18 protein-coding genes and 1 pseudogene are annotated in these 17,563 nt (G+C 63.4%); 11 read left to right on the forward strand and 8 right to left on the reverse strand.

Translation table 11 applies throughout. The features are described from left to right. The 3 genes from U4Y88_RS28240 to U4Y88_RS28250 all read right to left on the reverse strand — a co-directional run bounded on the left by U4Y88_RS28240 (position 1) and on the right by U4Y88_RS28250 (position 3,393). Positions 1–1,035 carry a HAMP domain-containing sensor histidine kinase gene (locus tag U4Y88_RS28240; RefSeq protein ID WP_321787817.1) on the reverse strand — a complete coding sequence of 345 codons (1,035 nt, stop codon included), beginning with the start codon at positions 1,033–1,035 and terminating at the stop codon, positions 1–3. Positions 1,036–1,214: 179 nt separating this feature from the next. Beyond that, positions 1,215–1,874 carry a response regulator transcription factor gene (locus U4Y88_RS28245; protein WP_310631921.1) on the reverse strand — a complete coding sequence of 220 codons (660 nt, stop codon included), beginning with the start codon at positions 1,872–1,874 and terminating at the stop codon, positions 1,215–1,217. Positions 1,875–2,112: 238 nt separating this feature from the next. After that, entirely contained in the window at positions 2,113–3,393 is a 1,281-nt protein-coding gene (locus U4Y88_RS28250; protein WP_321787819.1) for an epoxide hydrolase, read from the reverse strand. A 410-nt stretch (positions 3,394–3,803) separates the two neighbouring features. Between U4Y88_RS28250 and U4Y88_RS28255 the strand changes: the two genes are divergently transcribed. Both U4Y88_RS28255 and U4Y88_RS28260 read left to right on the forward strand, forming a co-directional pair. Further along, positions 3,804–4,619 carry a response regulator gene (locus tag U4Y88_RS28255; RefSeq protein WP_224012786.1) on the forward strand — a complete coding sequence of 272 codons (816 nt, stop codon included), beginning with the start codon at positions 3,804–3,806 and terminating at the stop codon, positions 4,617–4,619. Between the two features lie 203 nt (positions 4,620–4,822). After that, positions 4,823–5,791: a quinone oxidoreductase gene (locus U4Y88_RS28260; protein ID WP_321787821.1), complete on the forward strand. Its 969-nt coding sequence runs from the start codon at positions 4,823–4,825 to the stop codon at positions 5,789–5,791. Positions 5,792–5,840: 49 nt separating this feature from the next. On the opposite strand, the gene U4Y88_RS28265 is transcribed toward U4Y88_RS28260, so the two are convergent. After that, a complete protein-coding gene (locus U4Y88_RS28265; protein ID WP_321787823.1) occupies positions 5,841–6,623 on the reverse strand; it encodes a response regulator transcription factor in 783 nt (260 codons plus the stop codon). A gap of 224 nt (positions 6,624–6,847) precedes the next feature. Here U4Y88_RS28265 and U4Y88_RS28270 point away from each other — a divergent pair, with 224 nt between their 5' ends. Then, entirely contained in the window at positions 6,848–7,765 is a 918-nt protein-coding gene (locus U4Y88_RS28270) for a LysR family transcriptional regulator (protein WP_321787825.1), read from the forward strand. Positions 7,766–7,898: 133 nt separating this feature from the next. Continuing rightward, a complete protein-coding gene (locus tag U4Y88_RS28275; protein WP_321787827.1) occupies positions 7,899–9,104 on the forward strand; it encodes a cytochrome P450 in 1,206 nt (401 codons plus the stop codon). A 54-nt stretch (positions 9,105–9,158) separates the two neighbouring features. On the opposite strand, the gene U4Y88_RS28280 is transcribed toward U4Y88_RS28275, so the two are convergent. Then, positions 9,159–9,671: a cytochrome P460 family protein gene (locus U4Y88_RS28280; protein WP_321787829.1), complete on the reverse strand. Its 513-nt coding sequence runs from the start codon at positions 9,669–9,671 to the stop codon at positions 9,159–9,161. Between the two features lie 268 nt (positions 9,672–9,939). Here U4Y88_RS28280 and U4Y88_RS28285 point away from each other — a divergent pair, with 268 nt between their 5' ends. Further along, entirely contained in the window at positions 9,940–10,383 is a 444-nt protein-coding gene (locus tag U4Y88_RS28285) for a hypothetical protein (protein ID WP_321787831.1), read from the forward strand. Positions 10,384–10,464: 81 nt separating this feature from the next. Beyond that, entirely contained in the window at positions 10,465–11,058 is a 594-nt protein-coding gene (locus U4Y88_RS28290; protein ID WP_321787833.1) for a molybdopterin-dependent oxidoreductase, read from the forward strand. Positions 11,059–11,198: 140 nt separating this feature from the next. Here U4Y88_RS28290 and U4Y88_RS28295 read toward each other — a convergent pair. Next, a pseudogene (locus U4Y88_RS28295) lies at positions 11,199–11,372 on the reverse strand (type VI secretion system Vgr family protein); the annotation flags it as partial. Between the two features lie 260 nt (positions 11,373–11,632). Between U4Y88_RS28295 and frmR the strand changes: the two are divergent. The 5 genes from frmR to U4Y88_RS28320 all read left to right on the forward strand — a co-directional run bounded on the left by frmR (position 11,633) and on the right by U4Y88_RS28320 (position 14,636). Continuing rightward, positions 11,633–11,908: a formaldehyde-responsive transcriptional repressor FrmR gene (frmR, locus tag U4Y88_RS28300; RefSeq protein ID WP_065058649.1), complete on the forward strand. Its 276-nt coding sequence runs from the start codon at positions 11,633–11,635 to the stop codon at positions 11,906–11,908. Between the two features lie 79 nt (positions 11,909–11,987). Then, positions 11,988–13,097, forward strand: a complete 1,110-nt coding sequence (locus U4Y88_RS28305) for an S-(hydroxymethyl)glutathione dehydrogenase/class III alcohol dehydrogenase (protein ID WP_224012778.1) — start codon at positions 11,988–11,990, stop codon at positions 13,095–13,097. Between the two features lie 295 nt (positions 13,098–13,392). Continuing rightward, the gene (locus U4Y88_RS28310) at positions 13,393–13,770 is read left to right on the forward strand and encodes a hypothetical protein (protein ID WP_321787835.1); all 378 of its coding nucleotides are present in this window, start codon (positions 13,393–13,395) and stop codon (positions 13,768–13,770) included. 4 nt (positions 13,771–13,774) lie between these two features. Next, positions 13,775–14,119, forward strand: coding sequence for a hypothetical protein (locus U4Y88_RS28315; RefSeq protein WP_321787837.1), 345 nt, complete (start codon positions 13,775–13,777; stop codon positions 14,117–14,119). Positions 14,120–14,141: 22 nt separating this feature from the next. Beyond that, positions 14,142–14,636, forward strand: coding sequence for a lytic transglycosylase domain-containing protein (locus U4Y88_RS28320; RefSeq protein WP_321787839.1), 495 nt, complete (start codon positions 14,142–14,144; stop codon positions 14,634–14,636). A gap of 66 nt (positions 14,637–14,702) precedes the next feature. Here U4Y88_RS28320 and U4Y88_RS28325 read toward each other — a convergent pair whose 3' ends face one another. Together U4Y88_RS28325 and U4Y88_RS28330 are read right to left on the reverse strand one after the other, a co-directional pair. Further along, positions 14,703–16,052 (reverse strand): NAD(P)/FAD-dependent oxidoreductase, encoded by a 1,350-nt coding sequence (locus U4Y88_RS28325; RefSeq protein WP_321787840.1) that lies wholly within the window; start codon positions 16,050–16,052, stop codon positions 14,703–14,705. A gap of 29 nt (positions 16,053–16,081) precedes the next feature. Then, positions 16,082–17,485 carry a cytosine permease gene (locus U4Y88_RS28330; RefSeq protein WP_321787841.1) on the reverse strand — a complete coding sequence of 468 codons (1,404 nt, stop codon included), beginning with the start codon at positions 17,483–17,485 and terminating at the stop codon, positions 16,082–16,084. Between the last annotated feature and the right edge of the window lie 78 nt (positions 17,486–17,563).

The raw sequence follows: 17,563 nt of genomic DNA on the forward strand, positions 1-17,563 counted from the left end.
TCAGGCGCTCGCGAGCGGCAAGCTCAGGCGCGCTTCGAGCCCGCCCGTGCGGCGGTTCTCCAGATGCAGCTCGCCGCGCATCGCCTGCGTCAGACGCCGCGCGATGGCGAGCCCCAATCCCGAACCCGGTGCCGCCGACGCCGTGCCGGGCGCGCGATACCACGGCAGGAACACCGCATCGAGTTGCGCGGGCACGATGCCCGGCCCCGAATCGAGCACGGCGATCACGAGCCGCCGCGCTTCCACGCGCACGCTCAGACAGGCGTCGCCGCCATAGCGCAGCGCATTGTCGATCAGGTTCACGAGCACGCGGCGCAGCGCGTGCGGACAGGTGACGACAGGACGGCCCACGTGGCCGTCGAGTTTGACGATGCGGCCCGCGTCACGATAGTCGGCGATCAGCAGATCGAGCAGGCCATCGGCATCGACGGAACGCATCGGCTCCTCGGCGCTGCATTGCATGCGCGCGCACGACAGACTGCCCTCCACCAGCTCGGCCATTTCGGCGAGATCGCGTTCGAGCGCGTCGCGCATCGCGTCGTCGTCGAGCAGTTCGCAGCGCATGCCCATGCGCGTGAGCGGCGTGCGCAAATCGTGCGCGTACGCCGCCAGCACATGCAGCAGTTCGGCCTGCCGCCCCGCATGTTGACGCGCGCTGTGGTTGGCCGCGCGCGCGAGCCGCGCAATGGGTGCGGGTCCGGTTTCGGGCAGCGCAACGCCGACGGTTTCGCCCGCATCGGCTTCGATGGCCTCCGCGTAATGGCGCAAGCGCGTGCGCAATTCCCCGTATTTGAGCGCGACGAATGCAAACGCCACGAGCGCAGGCAACATCCACGGCACGATGCCATGCAGCAGTTCATTCGACGCGCGCGACGACGCCGTGTACGTCGCGAACGCAGCGTAGCAACACGCAGCCACGAACAACGCCGCCAGCGCGCGCGACATCACCACGACGAACGACACCGCGTCACGATGCGAGGCAGGCTCGGACGCACGCGCGGGCGTATCGCAAGAAGCTGCCGGATACGCACGCATAGTCGTTCTCCCATCGTTGTTCTGAACCGCGCGATGATTGGGCGCACGTTAGCAAACGCGCGGGCAACACAGCGCTCGCGCGGCAGCGTCAGAATACGGGACGCCGTGGCGCGCCGCCATCATATGAAGGTATAGATTTCGCGCCGATCTCGCGGCGATCGGGCGTGCGCTTTAAGTACTCAGGCGCGCAGATGCGAGAGGCCGAGCGCTTCCATCTTGCGCATCAATTCCGCCACGGAACGGGCGTGCATTTTTTTCATGGCCTGACCGCGATGAATCTTCGCGGTGATTTCGGCAATGCCCATATTCGCGGCGATCTGCTTGTTCATCAATCCGGCCGCCACGTGCTGGAGCACTTCGCGCTCGCGCGGCGTGAGCGAATCCCAGCTTGCGCGCAGTTCGTGCAGTGCGCGGTCGGCTTCGAGACGGCTCGCGTCTTTCTCCAGCGCGGCCAGCACGGCGTCGATGATGTCCTGATCGCGAAACGGCTTGGCGAGGAAATCGGCCGCGCCCGCCTTCATCGCTTTCACCGACATGGCGATATCGCCATAACCGGTCATGAAGATGATCGGCAGATGCGCGCGCCCACCCTCGCTCAACTCGGCCTGAAACGCGAGGCCGCTGCGCCCTTGCAGACGCACGTCGAGCACCAGACACGAAGGCGTGGCCGGCCGTGGCGCGGCGAGAAAGGCGTCGGTCGATTCGAATGCCCGCACCGCCAGGCCGGCGGAACGCAACAGCCCCGTCAACGCCCGGCGCAACAGCGCGTCGTCATCGACGATATAGACGATGGCGCTGTCTGGGTCCGTCGTGGACGGAGCGGTTGGAGAGTCGGACATCGTTGGAAATGGGCCGCTGGCGAACAAAGCGGTTTTAAAAGGGGCGAATGAACGATGGTAACAAAAGCCCTCTCGACGGTCCACGCCATGATTCGTTATTAATCGCCAACCGACTATCGCCAGCAGTCTCACTCATTGGCCGCTATTCGCGGCCATTCAGTGCTTCCTTCATTCACGCCCCGATTGCCGCGCGATTGCCGCGCGATTCAAGCGCTCAAGCGCTCAAGCGCTCAAGCGCTCAAGCCAGTTTGCGCATGGGACGAAAACCGGCCCGCACTTCCTGCGCGAACAGCAACGGTTGCTCCCAGGCGGCGAAATGGCCGCCCTTATCGACCACATTGAAATAGACGAGATTGTGATAAGCGCGCTCCGCCCAACTGCGCGGCGCCTGATAAATCTCGCCGGGAAATACCGTAATGGCCGCGGGCACGCCGATATCGACGGCATTGAAATTGTTGGAATGATCTTCCCAATAGATTTGCGCCGACGACGTGGCGCTATTCGTGAGCCAATAAAGCGAAATATCGTCGAGAATTTCATCGCGCGTCAGCGAACGCTCGGGAACGCCGCCGCTATAGGTCCATTGCGAAATCTTGTCGTACATCCACGCGGCCTGACCCACCGGCGAATCGGCAAGCGCGTAACCCACGGTTTGCGGACGCGTCACCATCATGGCGGAATAGCCGCAATTGTCGCGATAGAACACGCTCAGCTTTTCGTAAGCGCGCTTTTCGTCGGCGGAAAGACCGGCCGGCGCGGGATCGTCCAAGGCCAGATGGCGCGCGATATCGGGCGGCACCGTCGCGGGCATGTTCACGTGAATGCCGATCAAACCCTTCACGTGCTGCAAGGCCATGCGGTGCGAGATCACCGAGCCGCAGTCGCCGCCCTGCGAGACGAAGCGCTCGTAGCCCAGCCGCGCCATCAGCACGCCCCATGCGCGCGCGATATGGTCCGAGCCCCAGCCCGGCTGCGTGGGTTTGCCCGAGAAGCCGAAACCCGGCAGCGACGGCACCACCACATGGAAGGCGTCGTCGGCGCTCGCGCCATAGGCGGTGGGATCGGTGAGCGGCCCGATCGCTTTAATCAATTCGAAAATGGAACCGGGCCAGCCGTGCGTCATGATCAGCGGCATGGCATTCGCATGACGCGAGCGGACATGAATGAACTGAATATCGAGCCCGTCGACTTCCGTGATGAACATCGGAAAACCATTGAGCTTCGCTTCGCCTTTACGCCAGTCGTAGTCCGTGCCCCAGTATTGAACCAGTTGCTGCATGCGCGCGAGTTTCACGCCCTGCGATTCGTCGGCGACGGTTTCTTTTCCCGGCCAGCGTGTATTGGCAATGCGCCGGTGCAGATCGTCGAGCGCGGAATCGGGAATATTCGCCTTGAACGGCCGGATATCGGGCGTGGCCGTATTGGCATAAATCGCTTCAGGAAACAGTGACAGCGCGCCGGCCGCCGCGGTGGCGGTCAGCAGGCTGCGCCGCATCGGAGAAAAGACATTCGAAGGCATGCTGGTTCATCCTGTTCATGAGGGAAAACCTCGGTTCGGCAACACGAAAGCGCGTGACCCATTTCTCGAATGACCGATTCCGAAGTGCAGGCCATCATTAAAAGCAGCGAATGTATCCCGATTATGTCTGGTTTGTAGTTTTTTAAATTGACTCGTGAAATGCGTTTCCCGAATAATTAAACGCCGGATAAGCGTGAATAACGATTCGAATGCCGTTGGCCTATAACAACCTATACGGACGTATAAGGTCCCCATCCTTTTTCGTCTATGGACTCAATCCAGATTCGGATGGAATACGCGGCGCGCTGCGGCTAATCTGTTCGCATCGGGGCCGGGCGGCCGCATGCACGACTGAGCGGCCCGCGCCCCACGCGAACCGGACACGACGCTCGGCGTCGCTTAAGACCATCATGGATAAAATCGACCATGTGCTGATCGTCGACGACGACCGCGACCTGCGCGAACTGGTCGGCAACTACCTCGAAAAGAACGGCATGCGCGTAACGCGCGCCGCCAACGGACGCGAGATGCACGCGGCGCTCGACAAGAGCCTGCCCGACCTGATCGTGCTCGATCTGATCCTGCCCGGCGAGGATGGGCTCGCGCTCTATCGCGTGCTGCGCGAGAGCCGGCATCGCCTCGTGCCAGTGATGATGATCAGCGGTCGCAACGACGTCATGGACCGCATCGTGGGCCTCGAAATGGGCGCCGACGATTATCTGACCAAGCCATTTCCGCCGCGCGAACTGCTCGCGCGCATCCGCGCCGTACTGCGGCGCACGCGCATGCTGCCGCCCGATCTGCACGCCGAGGACGGCGCGGCGACGCTCGGCTTCGGCAACTGGCGGCTCGACACCGCCGCGCGCCAATTGCTCGATCCCCACGATACGCCGGTCGCGCTCAGCGGCGCCGAATATCGCCTGCTGCGTGTGTTTCTCGACCATCCCCAACGCGTGCTCACGCGCGATCAGTTGCTCAACCTCACGCAGCGGCGCAGCGCCGATCCGTTCGACCGCTCGATCGATCTGCTCGTGAGCCGCTTGCGGCAACGCCTCAACGACACCGCCCGCAAAGCGCGTTACATCAAGACGCTGCGCAACGAAGGTTATGTGTTCTCGGCGGCCGTCACCGCGCTCGACGAGCGTCGCGCCAGCGAACGCAGCCATGCGCGTCGCGCACCCGCGCCTCACGCGCGGTCTCTCTGTCTTCAAAGCAGCGCCGTCTGACTGCGTCGCGCAAAGCCGATCGCTGCGCTACGCGTCTGTAGCGCAGTGTATCGGCCGCGCACGCGGACACACGCGCTTACATTTTCACGCGTTGGCGGAAACAACCGGGATACGTGCGGGCGTTCCAATGGCGTCGTACGTCAACTCAAGGAATGCACCATGAAAACGCCACGCAAAACACCCTATACAAGGAGCGCGCGAGCATGAAGCAGATCGTGATGGAAGGACCGGGCGGCACAGAGAAACTGCGTCTCGTCGATGTGAGCGAGCCCGTCGCGGGGCCGGGCGAAGCGCTCGTCGAAGTCGACGCTGCGGGCGTCAACTTCATGGACATCGGCGTGCGTCGCGGCGCGTTCTGGGAGTCGATGCCGGACCCGAAACCGCTGGGCGTCGAAGGCGCGGGCCGCGTGCTCGCGGTCGGCGAGAACGTCGTGGACGTGCGCCCCGGACAGCGCGTGGCATGGGTCTACGCGCCGGGCAGTTACGCGCAGCGCGTCGTGATCCCGGTCACCGCGCTCGTGCCGGTGCCCGACGAAATCGACCATCGCACCGCCGCTGCGCTGATGATGCAGGGCCTCACGGCCAGCCACTTCGCGACCGACTTCTATCCGGTGCAGCGCGGCGACATCGCGCTCGTGCACGCGGCGGCGGGCGGCCTCGGCTTGCTGCTCACGCAGATCATCAAGCTGCGCGGCGGCACGGTGATCGGCCGCGTGTCGAGCGCGGCCAAAGCAGAGATCGCACGCGAGGCGGGCGCGGACCACGTGATCGTCGACACGGACGGCAACTTCGCCGAGGAAGCCGTGCGGCTCTCCGGCGGCGAAGGCGTGCACGTGGTCTACGACGGCTCCGGCCCGACGACCTTTCACGCGTCGATGGCCTCGCTGCGCCGCTGCGGCACCTTCTGCTGGTACGGCCCGGTGCTCGGCGACGCGGGGCCGCTGCACATCATGAGCCTGCCGCGCAGCATCAAGATCGGCTATGCGGTGTTCGCCGATCACATCGCCACGCCCGCCTTGCTGCGCGCGCGTGCGAAGCAGTTGTTCGACTGGATCGTGGCCGGCGCGATCGACGTGCGTATCGGCGGCGTGTATCCGCTCGAACAGGCCGCCCAGGCGCACGACGATATGGAAAGCCGACGCTCCACCGGCAAGCTGCTGCTGATTCCGTGACGGACGTAGTCACGCGACGTCGCTCGAAGTGGTTAAGCGTGGCTCGACTTCAAGCGACATCGCAACACATGGTCTCGCGCGGGCCGCCTGCTTGCGTCACCGTGGCCGAAAACAGGTAGCCCTCGTTGCGGATCGTCTTGATGTAGCGGCCCTCGCGCACGCCGTCGCGCAAACGCTGGCGCACGCGGCTCACGAGCAGATCGATCGAGCGGTCGAGCAGATCGGCTTCGCGGCCCTGCGTGAGATCGAGCAGTTGATCGCGCGAGAGCACGCGGTTCGGATAATCGAGCAGCACGCGCAGCAGACGATATTCGGCGCTGCTCAGCGCGACAGTTTCGCCGCCCGCATCGACGAGGTGCCGTGCCAGCGTGTCGAGCCGCCAGTCGCCGAAGCGCAGCACGCTCGGCGTCGGCGCGACGCGCAGGCCCGGCGGCGGCAAGCGCGCGCGGCGCAGAATCGCGCGAATGCGCATGAAGAGTTCGCGGATCGCGAGCGGTTTGGCGAGGTAATCGTCGGCGCCCATTTCAAGGCCGACGATGCGATCTTCCACGCCCTGCCGCGTGGACAGCAACAGAATCGGCAGCGCATGAAAGCGGCGGTTCGCGCGTAATTCGCCGCATAGCGCGAGGCCGTCCGCGTCGCGCAGATGCGTATCGAGCACGACGAGATCGGGTTCGACTCTGTTGAGCAATGCGCGCAGATCGCGCGCGCGGGCAGCGTGCGTGACGCGCATGCCATTGGCCTGCAAATACGCGGCGATGCGTTCGCGCAGCGCCCGATCGTCGTCGACGATCAGGATGTGGTCCGGCTTTTGAGGGGCATCTTCAACCATGACAAAGGACTTCTTGATTCAACTGCGGAAATCGCGCCATCGCGGTTAAACGAACGTGCGGTCAGCGAGTGCTTCCTTCCGCATATTGATTCGGATCGCTGACTAATTACCGAGGGAATCCCGGTTTCGCGATGGTGTCAGGAAGGCGCGATCTGGACAACAGCAATTGCGCCCACCCCCTGTTGCCTCGCGGGCAACGCACGACATTCGAACAGGTGCTCACCATGCGTCAACTCAATCATCAACGCCTGCGCTACTTTCACGCGGTGCTCGATCACGGTTCGATCCGTGGCGCCGCCGACAGCCTCAACACGTCGCCTTCGGTAATCACGCGCCAGATCCGCATTCTCGAAGACGAACTCGGCGCGACGCTGTTCGACCGTTCCGCGAAAGGCGTGCGCCCAACCGATGCGGCGACGCATCTGCTCGACTTTGTCGAAAGCTGCCGCGCGCAGCAGGAGAAACTCGAAGCGGAACTCGGCGCGCTGCGCGGCCTGCAACACGGGCGCATTCGGCTTGCCGTCAGCGAGGGTTTCGTCGATACGCTCACCGACGCCGTGCTCGGCCCGTTCTGCGCACGCTATCCGGCGCTGACCATCGAGTTGAGCGTGCTGGGCCGCGACGGCGTGATCGACGAAGTGGCGTCGAGCCGCGCCGATATCGGCCTCGCCTACAATCCGCCGCCGCATCCGTTGATTCGCTGCCTCGCGAGTTCGAATCAACCGGTCGTGCTGTTATTGCGCCATGAACATCCGCTCGCGAAAACGAAAGCCACCGCGCGCGTGGACGATTTGCGCGCATATCCGCTCGCGCTGATGCCCGAGTCGTTCGGCATTGGCTACGCAGTGCGGATGGTCGAACTGGCCGAGGGCATCGACATTCCGGCGGCCATGACCAGCAACTCCGTGGCCGTGCTCAAACGCATGGTGGCGGTCGAGAATTTCGTCACGCTGATCGGTGAATTCGCCGCGCAGCGCGAAGTCGCGAGCGGCGAAATGACGACGCGGCCGATCGAGCACAACATTTTCCAGAACACGCGCGCGCGTTTGCTCGTGAAGTCGAATCGCGCACTCACGCCCGGACCGGCGGCGCTGCTCGAATGGATTCGCGAGCGGCTGCCGGTTTTCGCGCCCGTGCATTAACGTGTGAATTTTTAAAGCGGCTCGGAATAAAACAGGCGACGCAAGTGTTCTCCGTGCTCGACGCGCCGGAACGTCCGCATTGTATTAAGCGGTTCGATCCGCTACGATCCGCCCACACTCATCACGCACCGCCATGCAATTCTCCGACTTCACCTCGCCCGCCTTCTTCGCGAATCCTTATCCCGCGTATGAAAAAATTCGCGCCGCCGGCGCGCTGCTGCCGATCGCGCCGCAGGTTTTCGTCACCGGACGCTTCGAGGTGATCGACGCCTTGCTGCGCGATCCGCGCATGGGCAAGACCTATCTGCAGAGCGTGGCCGCACGCTATGGCGAGGAAGCGACGGCGCGGCCCGTGTTCCAGTCGCTGAATCGCACCTTGCTGATGATGAATCCGCCGACCCACACGCGGCTGCGCGCGCTGCTGATGAAAACCTTCAACGCGCGGCAGATGGAGAAGCTGCGCGAAACTGTGGAGACCACGACGCGCGCGCTGCTCGATGCAATCGGTACGAATGCCGCTTTCGACCTGATGAGCGATTTCGCGCTGCCCTTGCCGGTGCGCATCATTTGTCAGTTGCTCGACGTGCCGCTCGACGACGCACACGCGCTCGCGGGCGCGGCAAGCAAACTGGTCGCCGCGTTCGATCTCGCGCCGCTCGATGCGCAGGCACTGAGCGCCGCCGACGAAGCCGCGCTCACGCTCGAACGCTATTTCCACGGTGTGATCGAACAACGGCGCACGCACGACGGCGACGATTTGATCAGCGCGCTATTGCAAGTCGAAGTCGACGGCGTTCGGCTCAGCGATGAAGAAGTGGTCTCGAACGCGGTGTTGCTGTTTATCGCCGGGCACGAGACGACATCGAACATGATCGGCAATACGATGCTCGCGCTGTTTCGCCATCGCGATCAGTATCAGGCGCTTCAGAACGACCGTTCGCTGCTGCCGCGCGCGATCGCCGAATGTCTGCGCTACGACGGTGCCGTGCAAATGGTCGTGCGCACGGCTTTCGACGACATCGAGATTGGCGATGCACGGCTCGCGCGCGGCACGGTGGTCTTTATGTTGATCGGCGCGGCCAATCGCGATCCGCAGGCGTTCTCGCAACCGGACCGACTCGATTTCGCACGCGACGATGCGGCGACTTCGCTGTCATTCGGCGCGGGCATTCACTATTGCCTGGGCGCGCGGCTCGCGATGCTCGAAATGGAAGTGGCGATCGGACAATTGCTCGACCGCTTTCCCGCGCTGGACGCCGAGAATCTCGATGCGCTCGTCTGGCAGCACCGCAATAATCTGCGCGGCGTGACGGCGTTGCGCGTGCGGACGGGATATTGAATTGATTGAGCGCGGCGCGGCGAGTTCGTCGCGCCGTTGATTCGCGCGTGTCGCTCAGGGCGCGAAGCGCGTAAAGACGTAATCGCGATCTTTCACGCGCTCGGCGTGGCACGCGAAGCAGGTCTGATGCTGCTTCAGATCGGCGGGCTTGCCGTCGATAAACCGTCCGAAACCCCAGCCGCCCGTCGACGCGTAACGCTTCGAATCCTTCACCATGACCTGCACCGTGGTGGGCTGCCCCGGCACCGTGGCGGGCGCGAAGTCGTCGGACTGCTTTTTCTTGTAAGCGAGCTTGACGAGCACCGCGCCGTCCGGGAACGGCAGCGTGGCGTTCTTGATCGCCTTGATCGCAGCGGGATTGCCGAGCACCACGCGCAATTCATCCAGCGGCGCGGCTTCGGCGGCGGGCGCGATCATCTGCCACTCGCGATAGCCGGGCGGGATCGTCACGCCGTAGATGGGCGATGCATCCGCCGAGGGCTGCGCCGGCAGCACGCCCTGACTTGCCGACGCGGCCAGCGCCACAGTAGCGCCGCACAGCAAGGCCTTCACGCGAAGAAATCTCATTCCGTACACTCCGTTAAATCGGCTGCTTGATTCGTGGCCGCGCGGGAATTGCGACCTATACTGGTGAAAAGGCTAGCATCGGAGCGCTTTTTGGACGATATGGCAATCGGTTTAACGGAGTTATACCGATGTATATTCGAGGTGTTCGTTCATTAACTTTCTTCTGGAATCCGAATTAGATTGTGACCGTTCATTGTTACGATCGCTGGCGCGCTGAACGCTGTCTCGCGCCGGTATATACTGCTGCGGTTTTTCAGTTGACGAGATCATGATGATTGAAGTAATCGCGCGTAAGGCTACGCGCAAGGCGTTCTATTTCCCGACCACGGCCGATTTCCAGAAAGCCGTGAAAAAGGCGAAGAAGGCGGGCGTCGCGCCGGTCGAGGTCGTGGCTGAGGTCGTGACGCCCCCCGCACCCGCACCGGAAAGCGCGCGCGCGGCGAAGGGCGCGAACAAGCGCGCAAGCAAGCACACGACGAAGCGTGCGAAGAAAGACAAGGCCGCGCGTCATCGCGTCGCCGTCGCCAAGGCGGACCAGAAGCGCATCTCGCGCCTCAAACGCAAGTGCAGCCATGCGGGCGTGACAGTGAAGAAGCGCGATCTGCTGCGCGCCGGACTGCTGATGCTCGATGGCGCGTCGAAAAAGCGTCTTGCCGCGGCGATTTCGGCGCTCGATTCGACGAAGTCGGAACGCGCGGGCAAAGGGCGCTAACTCTCACTCCGGCGATCATCGCTCGATATCGGCTCGCGCGCGGTTACGCCGCCGTTCGGGCCAACAAAGAGGCAAAACGACATGAACAAGCGGCAATTCTTGAGTGGCGCGGCGGCGTTCGGCGTGGCGTCGTCGGCCTTCGCGGGGAAACACGAGACGAACAACGCAGGCCACGCGGATGCGCCCGCTGTGCTGACGATCTCCGGCGATATCGATCGGCATAATCGCGGCGGCGTCGATGTGCTCGATCGTTTGTTCGAGAAGCAGCTTGTGGAATTTGCTAACGCTTATGCGTTCGATTTTCCGTCGCTGATGCGTTTGCCTGCGGTGACGATACGGCCCACGCTCGAGTATGACGCGAAGCCGCATACGCTTTCTGGGCCGCTGCTTGGCGATGTGCTGCGCGTTGCGGGTGCGTCCTCGTCCGCGTCGGTGCAAGTCATGCTGCGCGCTATCGATGGTTATGCGGTTATGGTGTCGCTGGAGAACCTGCGCGCGTGGCGATATATCGTTGCCACGCATCTCGACGGTAAGCCCATGCCGTTGGGCGGATTGGGGCCGCTTTGGGTCGTCTATGACGCCGATCGCGTGCCCGAGCAGGCGAGCAAGCCGCTGAAAGAGCGGTTTGTGACCTGCCCGTGGGCGGTTTATCACGTGCAGGTTAAGGCCGGATAACGCATCGGTCCTTTTGGCGCGATCGGTTAACGACGTTTGATCGAAGCTGCCACTTCTTCGCCGATCTTTTCGATTTCGTCGGCGGTGACGGGATTTTTCCTTGTGCAGCTGCGTCGTTGCGAACGACGTAAAGCAGCAAGCCCGCTCATCAGTTGCGACTGCGCTTCAGTGACATCGAGTTGCTGACTCGTCGCGCTTTTCGCGTACGTACTCACATACAGGCCCTGGCCTGCGTTGATGGCACCGAACGCATCCGATTTCAAATCGAATCCGCCACCCAGATTCGCGCCGCGCGAATTCGCATTCTGCGCAACCCGATCTGTTATTCGTTATTTCTTGAATGCGTAATCTTACTGTTATGTTGATATCCGGTCACGCATTGTTATGAATAATGCGCGAGTTATCGCGCCCTTAAATGTAAGCAGAAGTATCGAATAACCAATCCGCATCGCAGGCGCATTGACTATGCTGTGCGTAAGCGCGGAGCGTGCGGATGCCAGAGCGGCGGATTCTCCAACATACTCCCACCGAGTATGCTAGGATACTCCCGTGCAGTATCCCACCAGGATCGAACATGCCCCATAGTCCCGAAGAGAAAAAGCGCGTTCTCGCGCGCGTACGCCGCGTGCGCGGGCAGATCGACGCGCTTGAGCGCGCCCTCGAGGAAGGGGCGGATTGCGGTCCGGTCCTTCAGCAGATCGCGGCGGTGCGCGGCGCGATCAACGGGCTGATGGCCGGGGTCCTGGAGAGCCATTTGCGCGAGGAGTTTTCCCATCTCGCGGCGGCGAACGGCACACCCGACAAACCCATCGAAGAAGTGGTTTCGCTGGTGCGTTCGTATTTGCGTTAATCCCGTTTCAAACACCGGCCGCCCGCGCGGCCTCATGGTCGACTGGCCGACTCCTTTCCTTACCGATACCGAGATTGCTATGAAATCACGTGCTGCTGTTGCATTCGGCCCGGGCAAGCCCCTGGAAATCGTCGAGATCGACGTCGAACCGCCCCGCAAGGGCGAAGTGCTGGTGAAGATCACCCACACGGGCGTTTGCCACACCGACGCCTTCACGCTCTCCGGCGACGACCCCGAAGGCCTGTTCCCCGCCGTGCTCGGCCATGAAGGCGCGGGCATCGTCGTGGAAGTGGGCGAAGGCGTGACGAGCGTGAAGCCCGGCGATCACGTCATTCCGCTTTACACCGCCGAATGCGGCGAATGTCTGTTCTGCAAGAGCGGCAAGACCAATCTGTGCGTCGCCGTGCGCGCCACGCAAGGCAAGGGTGTGATGCCCGACGGCACCACGCGCTTCAGCTACAACGGCCAGCCGGTCTATCACTACATGGGCTGCTCGACGTTCAGCGAATACACGGTCGTGGCCGAAGTCTCGCTCGCGAAGATCGACCCGCAGGCGAACCCGGAGCAGGTCTGCCTGCTCGGTTGCGGCGTGACCACCGGCCTCGGCGCGGTGAAGAACACGGCCAAGGTGCAGGAAGGCGATACGGTCGCGGTGTTCGGCCTCGGCGGCATCGGCCTCGCGGTCATTCAAGGCGCGAAGCTCGCGAAGGCGGGCCGCATCATCGCCATCGACACGAATCCGGGCAAGTTCGAACTCGCGAAGGCTTTCGGCGCGACCGACTGCGTGAATCCCAAGGATCATGAAAAGCCCATCCAGCAAGTGATCGTCGAGATGACGGGCTGGGGCGTCGACCACAGCTTCGAGTGCATCGGCAACGTGAACGTCATGCGCGCGGCGCTCGAATGCGCGCATCGCGGCTGGGGTCAGTCGGTGGTGATCGGCGTGGCGGGTTCGGGCCAGGAAATCTCCACGCGTCCGTTCCAGCTCGTCACGGGCCGCCGCTGGCTCGGCACCGCGTTCGGCGGCGTCAAGGGCCGTTCGGAACTGCCGGGCATGGTGCAGGACGCGATGGCGGGCAAGATCCAGCTTGCACCGTTCGTCACGCACACGAAGGATCTCGATGGCATCAACGAGGCTTTCGATCTGATGCACGAAGGCAAGTCGATCCGCACCGTCGTTCACTATTGATGTAATGCGATGACGTGAATGGCCGCGCGCCGAACCCGGCGCGCGGCCATTTGCATTTAATCCCGCGCACACCTCATCTGAATCGCACGATTCCATTGATTCATCAGACTAATTCACCTCGAAATTGACAGAGCAATTCCATGCGCGAACGTGCGCGACTTCGCAGCGACATTCCGTCAAGCCGCCCCTCGCGAGCAAACTCTTTCTTTTTCGCAAACGTTTGCCTCCCGACTCTCAAGTTGGCTCACGAATGGCCGACAACGTGCACATCGCCACGAAACTTTGGAGCCTGGACGTGCCGCGCATTGCTTTCCTCCTCGCCGTACTTGCCGTGACAGGCTGCGCGCAACTGCCCCAGGCCAACACCGCCGATGCCGGTAAGGCGTCCGCAGCGGCCGCGATTCTGCGCTTCGACATTCCCGCCGATGCGCTCGGCGCGCGCGATCCGCAATTGAGCGCCGTGCTCGCGAAAGCGGGCGCGCTCGCCGCCGCGCAAAAGCAACCGACGGTGATCCGCGTGACCGCGCTCGGTCAGGATCTTCGCTATATCAACGAAGCGATCTGGAAGGGCGTGCCCGCGCGCCAGGCGCAAAAGCCCGCGCTGGAGAATCTCACGGCAGGCGCGAACCAGACGTACAGCGTGGCGATCGAGCCGCTGAAGACGGGGAGCTGAGCGCATGCGTACGATGATTTTCGCGGCGGCCACGCTCGCGCTCGGCGCGCAATGCGCGTCCAACGCGTGGGCCGAGTCGGCGCCCGCGACCGTGCTCGCCTCGGCTGCGCCTTCCGCTTCACCGGCCGCCGTGTATCCGCCGCTGCCTTCGCTCACGATGCTGCCGCCTTCGAGCGGCGACGACGACGATCCGCCCGCCGCCACGCACGGCAGCGCGCGCAAGAAGAAAGCGGCGCGCGTGCGCGACTGCCATTGCGCGATGCCCACGCCGCGTCTCGTGGTCTCGGACACGTCGCGCGCGTACCTGAAAGATGTCGAGCGGCAACTCGATGCAGCCCTCGCGCATTGAGCGCCGCACCGGAGACCTCTCGATGCCGACGCTACCCGCTTCGTTGATCCGCTGCGTGCGATTCCTGCTGGCCTGCGCGTTCGCGCTCGGCGCGGCGCTCGGCAATTCGGGCGTCGCGCGCGCGGCCGAAACCGCCGATGAATGCTTCGAAAAGGCCGGCGCGTATCAAGGCGTGAATCCGCTCGTGCTGCGCGCCGTGGCCTGGCGCGAATCGAAAGGTGACGCCACCGCGATCAATCACAACAGCAATGGCTCAATCGACGTCGGGCAATTGCAGATCAATTCGATTCACTTTTCGGAATTGGCGCGCCAGGGCATTCCGCATCGCGCGTTGACCGATCCGTGCGTGAATATCTTCGTGGCCGCGTGGCTGCTCAAACAGAAGATGGTGCGCTACGGCAATACGTGGCGCGCGATTGGCGCCTATCACTCGGAATCGCCGCGCGAACGCGATGCTTACGCGCGCAGCATTCAGGCGATTCTGATTAGCTGGGGCCAATTGCAGCCCGCGCATTGAACGCGCCATGCCATACGCCGGCGTTCGCCTGATAAGCGAACGCCGGCGTTTTTACACTGCACGCAATCAGCTCACACCCACGCCGCTCAGCGCGCGCGCTTCGCGTTGCGTCGCTTCACGTAGCTGCGCTTCATCGCGCAAGGCTTGCGCTTCGCGCTGCGTGGCGTCCTGATACGCCAGATATTTGCGCTGCGTAACGATGTGATCGGCGACGTGTTTCGCGTCGTGCCACACGCCCCAGATGAAACTCGATCCGCGTCGCGAAAGCCACGGCAAGCCCAGAAAATAGATACCCGGCTCGCTCGACACGCCGCGCTGATGCTTCGGCTTGCCCTTCTCGTCGAAGGCATTCACGTGCAGCCAGTTGTAATCGACCGCATAACCCGTCGCCCAGATAATCGACGTGACACCGGCCTGTGCGAGATCGAGTTCGAGAATCGGATGCGTCACGCACTCGGGATCGGGATAGACGCGGCGCGCTTCCGGTTCTTCCGGCAGATCGAGACCATTGCGCTCGATATACGCGTCGGCGGCATTGAGCAGCGAGAGATAGTTTTCGTCGCCGCGCGCGATGTTGTCCGCGAGATCCGGCTGGAATGTCGCCACGCCGTTTTCAAACGCCTTCGTCAAACCGACCAGCGTCACGCCCTGCTGTGCGAGCAAACGGAAGTCCACCGTCTGGCCGCCGCGCGCGCCGCTGACCGCGATCGTCACGTGTTCGCGACCGGGGCGCGCCACTTCCGCGTCCCACTCGCCGAGCACGCCGAGCCACCAGCAGAAATCGCGGTTGCGGTACGCGCGCGGCGGGCGATCGTGCGCGCCCACCGAGAGATACACCTGGCGGCCCGAGCGTTGCAGTTCGTCGGCGATCTGCACGCCCGACGAACCCGCGCCCACCACCAGCACCGCGCCTGCGGGAAGCTGCTGCGGATTCTTGTAATCGGCAGAATGGATCTGATGCAGACCCGGCGTTTGCGGCGCGATCGGCGGAATCACCGGACGCTGGAACGGCCCCGTCGCCACCACCACGCGGCGCGCTTCGATCGTGCCTTCGCTCGTTTCGATCACGAAGCCCGCCTCGCCGCTTTTACGCTCGACGCTTTTCACTTCCACGCCGGTGCGAATGGGCGCGTTAATCTGCTTCGCGTAATCGACGAAATAATCGGCCACGCGTTCTTTCGAAGCGAAGGCATCAGGATCGAGATCGTCGAATGCCATGCCCGGAAAACGATCGTGCCAGACGGGACCGTTCGCGACCAGCGAGTCCCAGCGGCCCGTGCGCCAGCGTTCGGCGATGCGGTCGCGCTCCAGCACGAGATGCGGCACGCCGAGCTTGCCGAGATGTTCGCTCATGGCCACGCCGGCCTGGCCCGCGCCCACCACGAGCGTATCGATGGTTGTCGTTTCGAGAGTCATTGCGGTTTCCTTCTGCGAAAAGTTTGCATTCACACCGGCACGCCTGCGTGCTGGCGACGCCGGTACGCGCTGTCGCGCGAAGCCAGCCAGTAATAGAGCGGCGACGTCACCACGAGGCCGACGAGCCAGGACAGATCCGCGCCGTCGATATGCGCCGCGACCGGGCCCGCATACATCGGCGTATTCATGAACGGAATCTGCACGGCGATGCCCACCGCGTAGGCGATCAGCGCCTGCGGATTGAAGCGGCCGTAAATGCCGCCATCCACGCGAAAGATCGAATCGATGTCGTAACGGCCCGCGTGAATCACGTAGAAGTCGATCAGGTTGATCGCGGTCCACGGCACCAGCACCACGAGCAGCGCGAGCACGAGATCGACGAAATGGCCGACGAAGTCGCTCGATGCGCCAATCGCCGCGAAACAGCACGCCACGAGAATCACGACGGACAACACGGCGCGCGCTTTCGAGGTGGGAATCCAGCGATACGCGAAGGTTTGCAGCGAGGTAATCACCGAGAGCACCGCGCCGTAGAGATTGAGCGCGTTATGGCTGATCACGCTGAGCAGGAACAGCACGAGCATCACGGGGCCGAGCGCACCGGTGGCGAGCTTCACGGCGTCCATCGTGTCCACGCCCGGCGGCACGGCGAGCGCCGCGACCGCGCCGAACACGAAGGCGAGCGTCGAGCCGAGCGCGCAGCCGAGATAGGTGGCCCAGAACGTCGAGCCCACGCCCACGTTCTCGGGCAGATAGCGCGAATAGTCGGACACGTACGGCGCAAACGCGATTTGCCACAGCGCCGAGAGCGACACCGTCGCGAGCCAGCCCGCGAGATTGAAGCCGCCGCGCGTGAGGAAATCGGCGCTTTGCACGTGCGAGAGGATCATCCAGAAACCCACCACGATGCCGATGCCGAGCACCCAGGTGCCGATGCGATTGAGCACGTGTATGAAGCGGTATCCAATGATGCCGATACAGCCCGAGCCCACCGCGCCCACCACGATGCCGACCGGCACCGGCACCGTCGGCGCGATGCCGTGCAGCGACTTGCCTGCGAGCACGATGTTCGACGCGAAGAAGCCCACGTACATCACGCCCGCGATCACGGTCACGAGCAACGCGCCCCACGAGCCGAACTGCGCGCGGCTCTGGATCATTTGCGGAATGCCCATCTGCGGACCTTGCGCGGAATGCAGCGCCATCAGCACGCCGCCCACCGCCTGGCCGATCACGATGGCCACGATGCCCCAGAACAGATTGAGGTGATAAATCTGCACGCCCAGCGCGCCCGTGACGATGGGCAGCGGCGCGATATTGCCGCCGAACCACAGCGTAAACAGATCGCGCACCTTGCCGTGACGATCCTCGGGCGGCACATAGCCGATCGTGTGCTTTTCGATAAGCGGGACGGCCCCGCGCTCTGCTGACATGACAACTCTCCCATCCCGCGCGCGTGCGCGCGTATCGTGCGTGGGCGCTCGCGATTGCGGCGTCCGTCTGTTGTGAAG

Origin of the sequence: Paraburkholderia sp. J94 (assembly GCF_905220285.1) — a bacterium.
Lineage (GTDB): Bacteria > Pseudomonadota > Gammaproteobacteria > Burkholderiales > Burkholderiaceae > Paraburkholderia > Paraburkholderia tropica_A.

What these genes read in the sequence shown, in the direction of transcription:
- U4Y88_RS28240 (WP_321787817.1), bottom strand. Translation starts at nt 1,035, where the DNA reads ATGCGTGCGTATCCGGCAGCTTCTTGCGATACGCCCGCGCGTGCGTCC.
- U4Y88_RS28245 (WP_310631921.1), bottom strand. Translation starts at nt 1,874, where the DNA reads ATGTCCGACTCTCCAACCGCTCCGTCCACGACGGACCCAGACAGCGCC.
- U4Y88_RS28250 (WP_321787819.1), bottom strand. Translation starts at nt 3,393, where the DNA reads ATGCCTTCGAATGTCTTTTCTCCGATGCGGCGCAGCCTGCTGACCGCC.
- U4Y88_RS28255 (WP_224012786.1), top strand. Translation starts at nt 3,804, where the DNA reads ATGGATAAAATCGACCATGTGCTGATCGTCGACGACGACCGCGACCTG.
- U4Y88_RS28260 (WP_321787821.1), top strand. Translation starts at nt 4,823, where the DNA reads ATGAAGCAGATCGTGATGGAAGGACCGGGCGGCACAGAGAAACTGCGT.
- U4Y88_RS28265 (WP_321787823.1), bottom strand. Translation starts at nt 6,623, where the DNA reads ATGGTTGAAGATGCCCCTCAAAAGCCGGACCACATCCTGATCGTCGAC.
- U4Y88_RS28270 (WP_321787825.1), top strand. Translation starts at nt 6,848, where the DNA reads ATGCGTCAACTCAATCATCAACGCCTGCGCTACTTTCACGCGGTGCTC.
- U4Y88_RS28275 (WP_321787827.1), top strand. Translation starts at nt 7,899, where the DNA reads ATGCAATTCTCCGACTTCACCTCGCCCGCCTTCTTCGCGAATCCTTAT.
- U4Y88_RS28280 (WP_321787829.1), bottom strand. Translation starts at nt 9,671, where the DNA reads ATGAGATTTCTTCGCGTGAAGGCCTTGCTGTGCGGCGCTACTGTGGCG.
- U4Y88_RS28285 (WP_321787831.1), top strand. Translation starts at nt 9,940, where the DNA reads ATGATGATTGAAGTAATCGCGCGTAAGGCTACGCGCAAGGCGTTCTAT.
- U4Y88_RS28290 (WP_321787833.1), top strand. Translation starts at nt 10,465, where the DNA reads ATGAACAAGCGGCAATTCTTGAGTGGCGCGGCGGCGTTCGGCGTGGCG.
- frmR (WP_065058649.1), top strand. Translation starts at nt 11,633, where the DNA reads ATGCCCCATAGTCCCGAAGAGAAAAAGCGCGTTCTCGCGCGCGTACGC.
- U4Y88_RS28305 (WP_224012778.1), top strand. Translation starts at nt 11,988, where the DNA reads ATGAAATCACGTGCTGCTGTTGCATTCGGCCCGGGCAAGCCCCTGGAA.
- U4Y88_RS28315 (WP_321787837.1), top strand. Translation starts at nt 13,775, where the DNA reads ATGCGTACGATGATTTTCGCGGCGGCCACGCTCGCGCTCGGCGCGCAA.
- U4Y88_RS28320 (WP_321787839.1), top strand. Translation starts at nt 14,142, where the DNA reads ATGCCGACGCTACCCGCTTCGTTGATCCGCTGCGTGCGATTCCTGCTG.
- U4Y88_RS28325 (WP_321787840.1), bottom strand. Translation starts at nt 16,052, where the DNA reads ATGACTCTCGAAACGACAACCATCGATACGCTCGTGGTGGGCGCGGGC.
- U4Y88_RS28330 (WP_321787841.1), bottom strand. Translation starts at nt 17,485, where the DNA reads ATGTCAGCAGAGCGCGGGGCCGTCCCGCTTATCGAAAAGCACACGATC.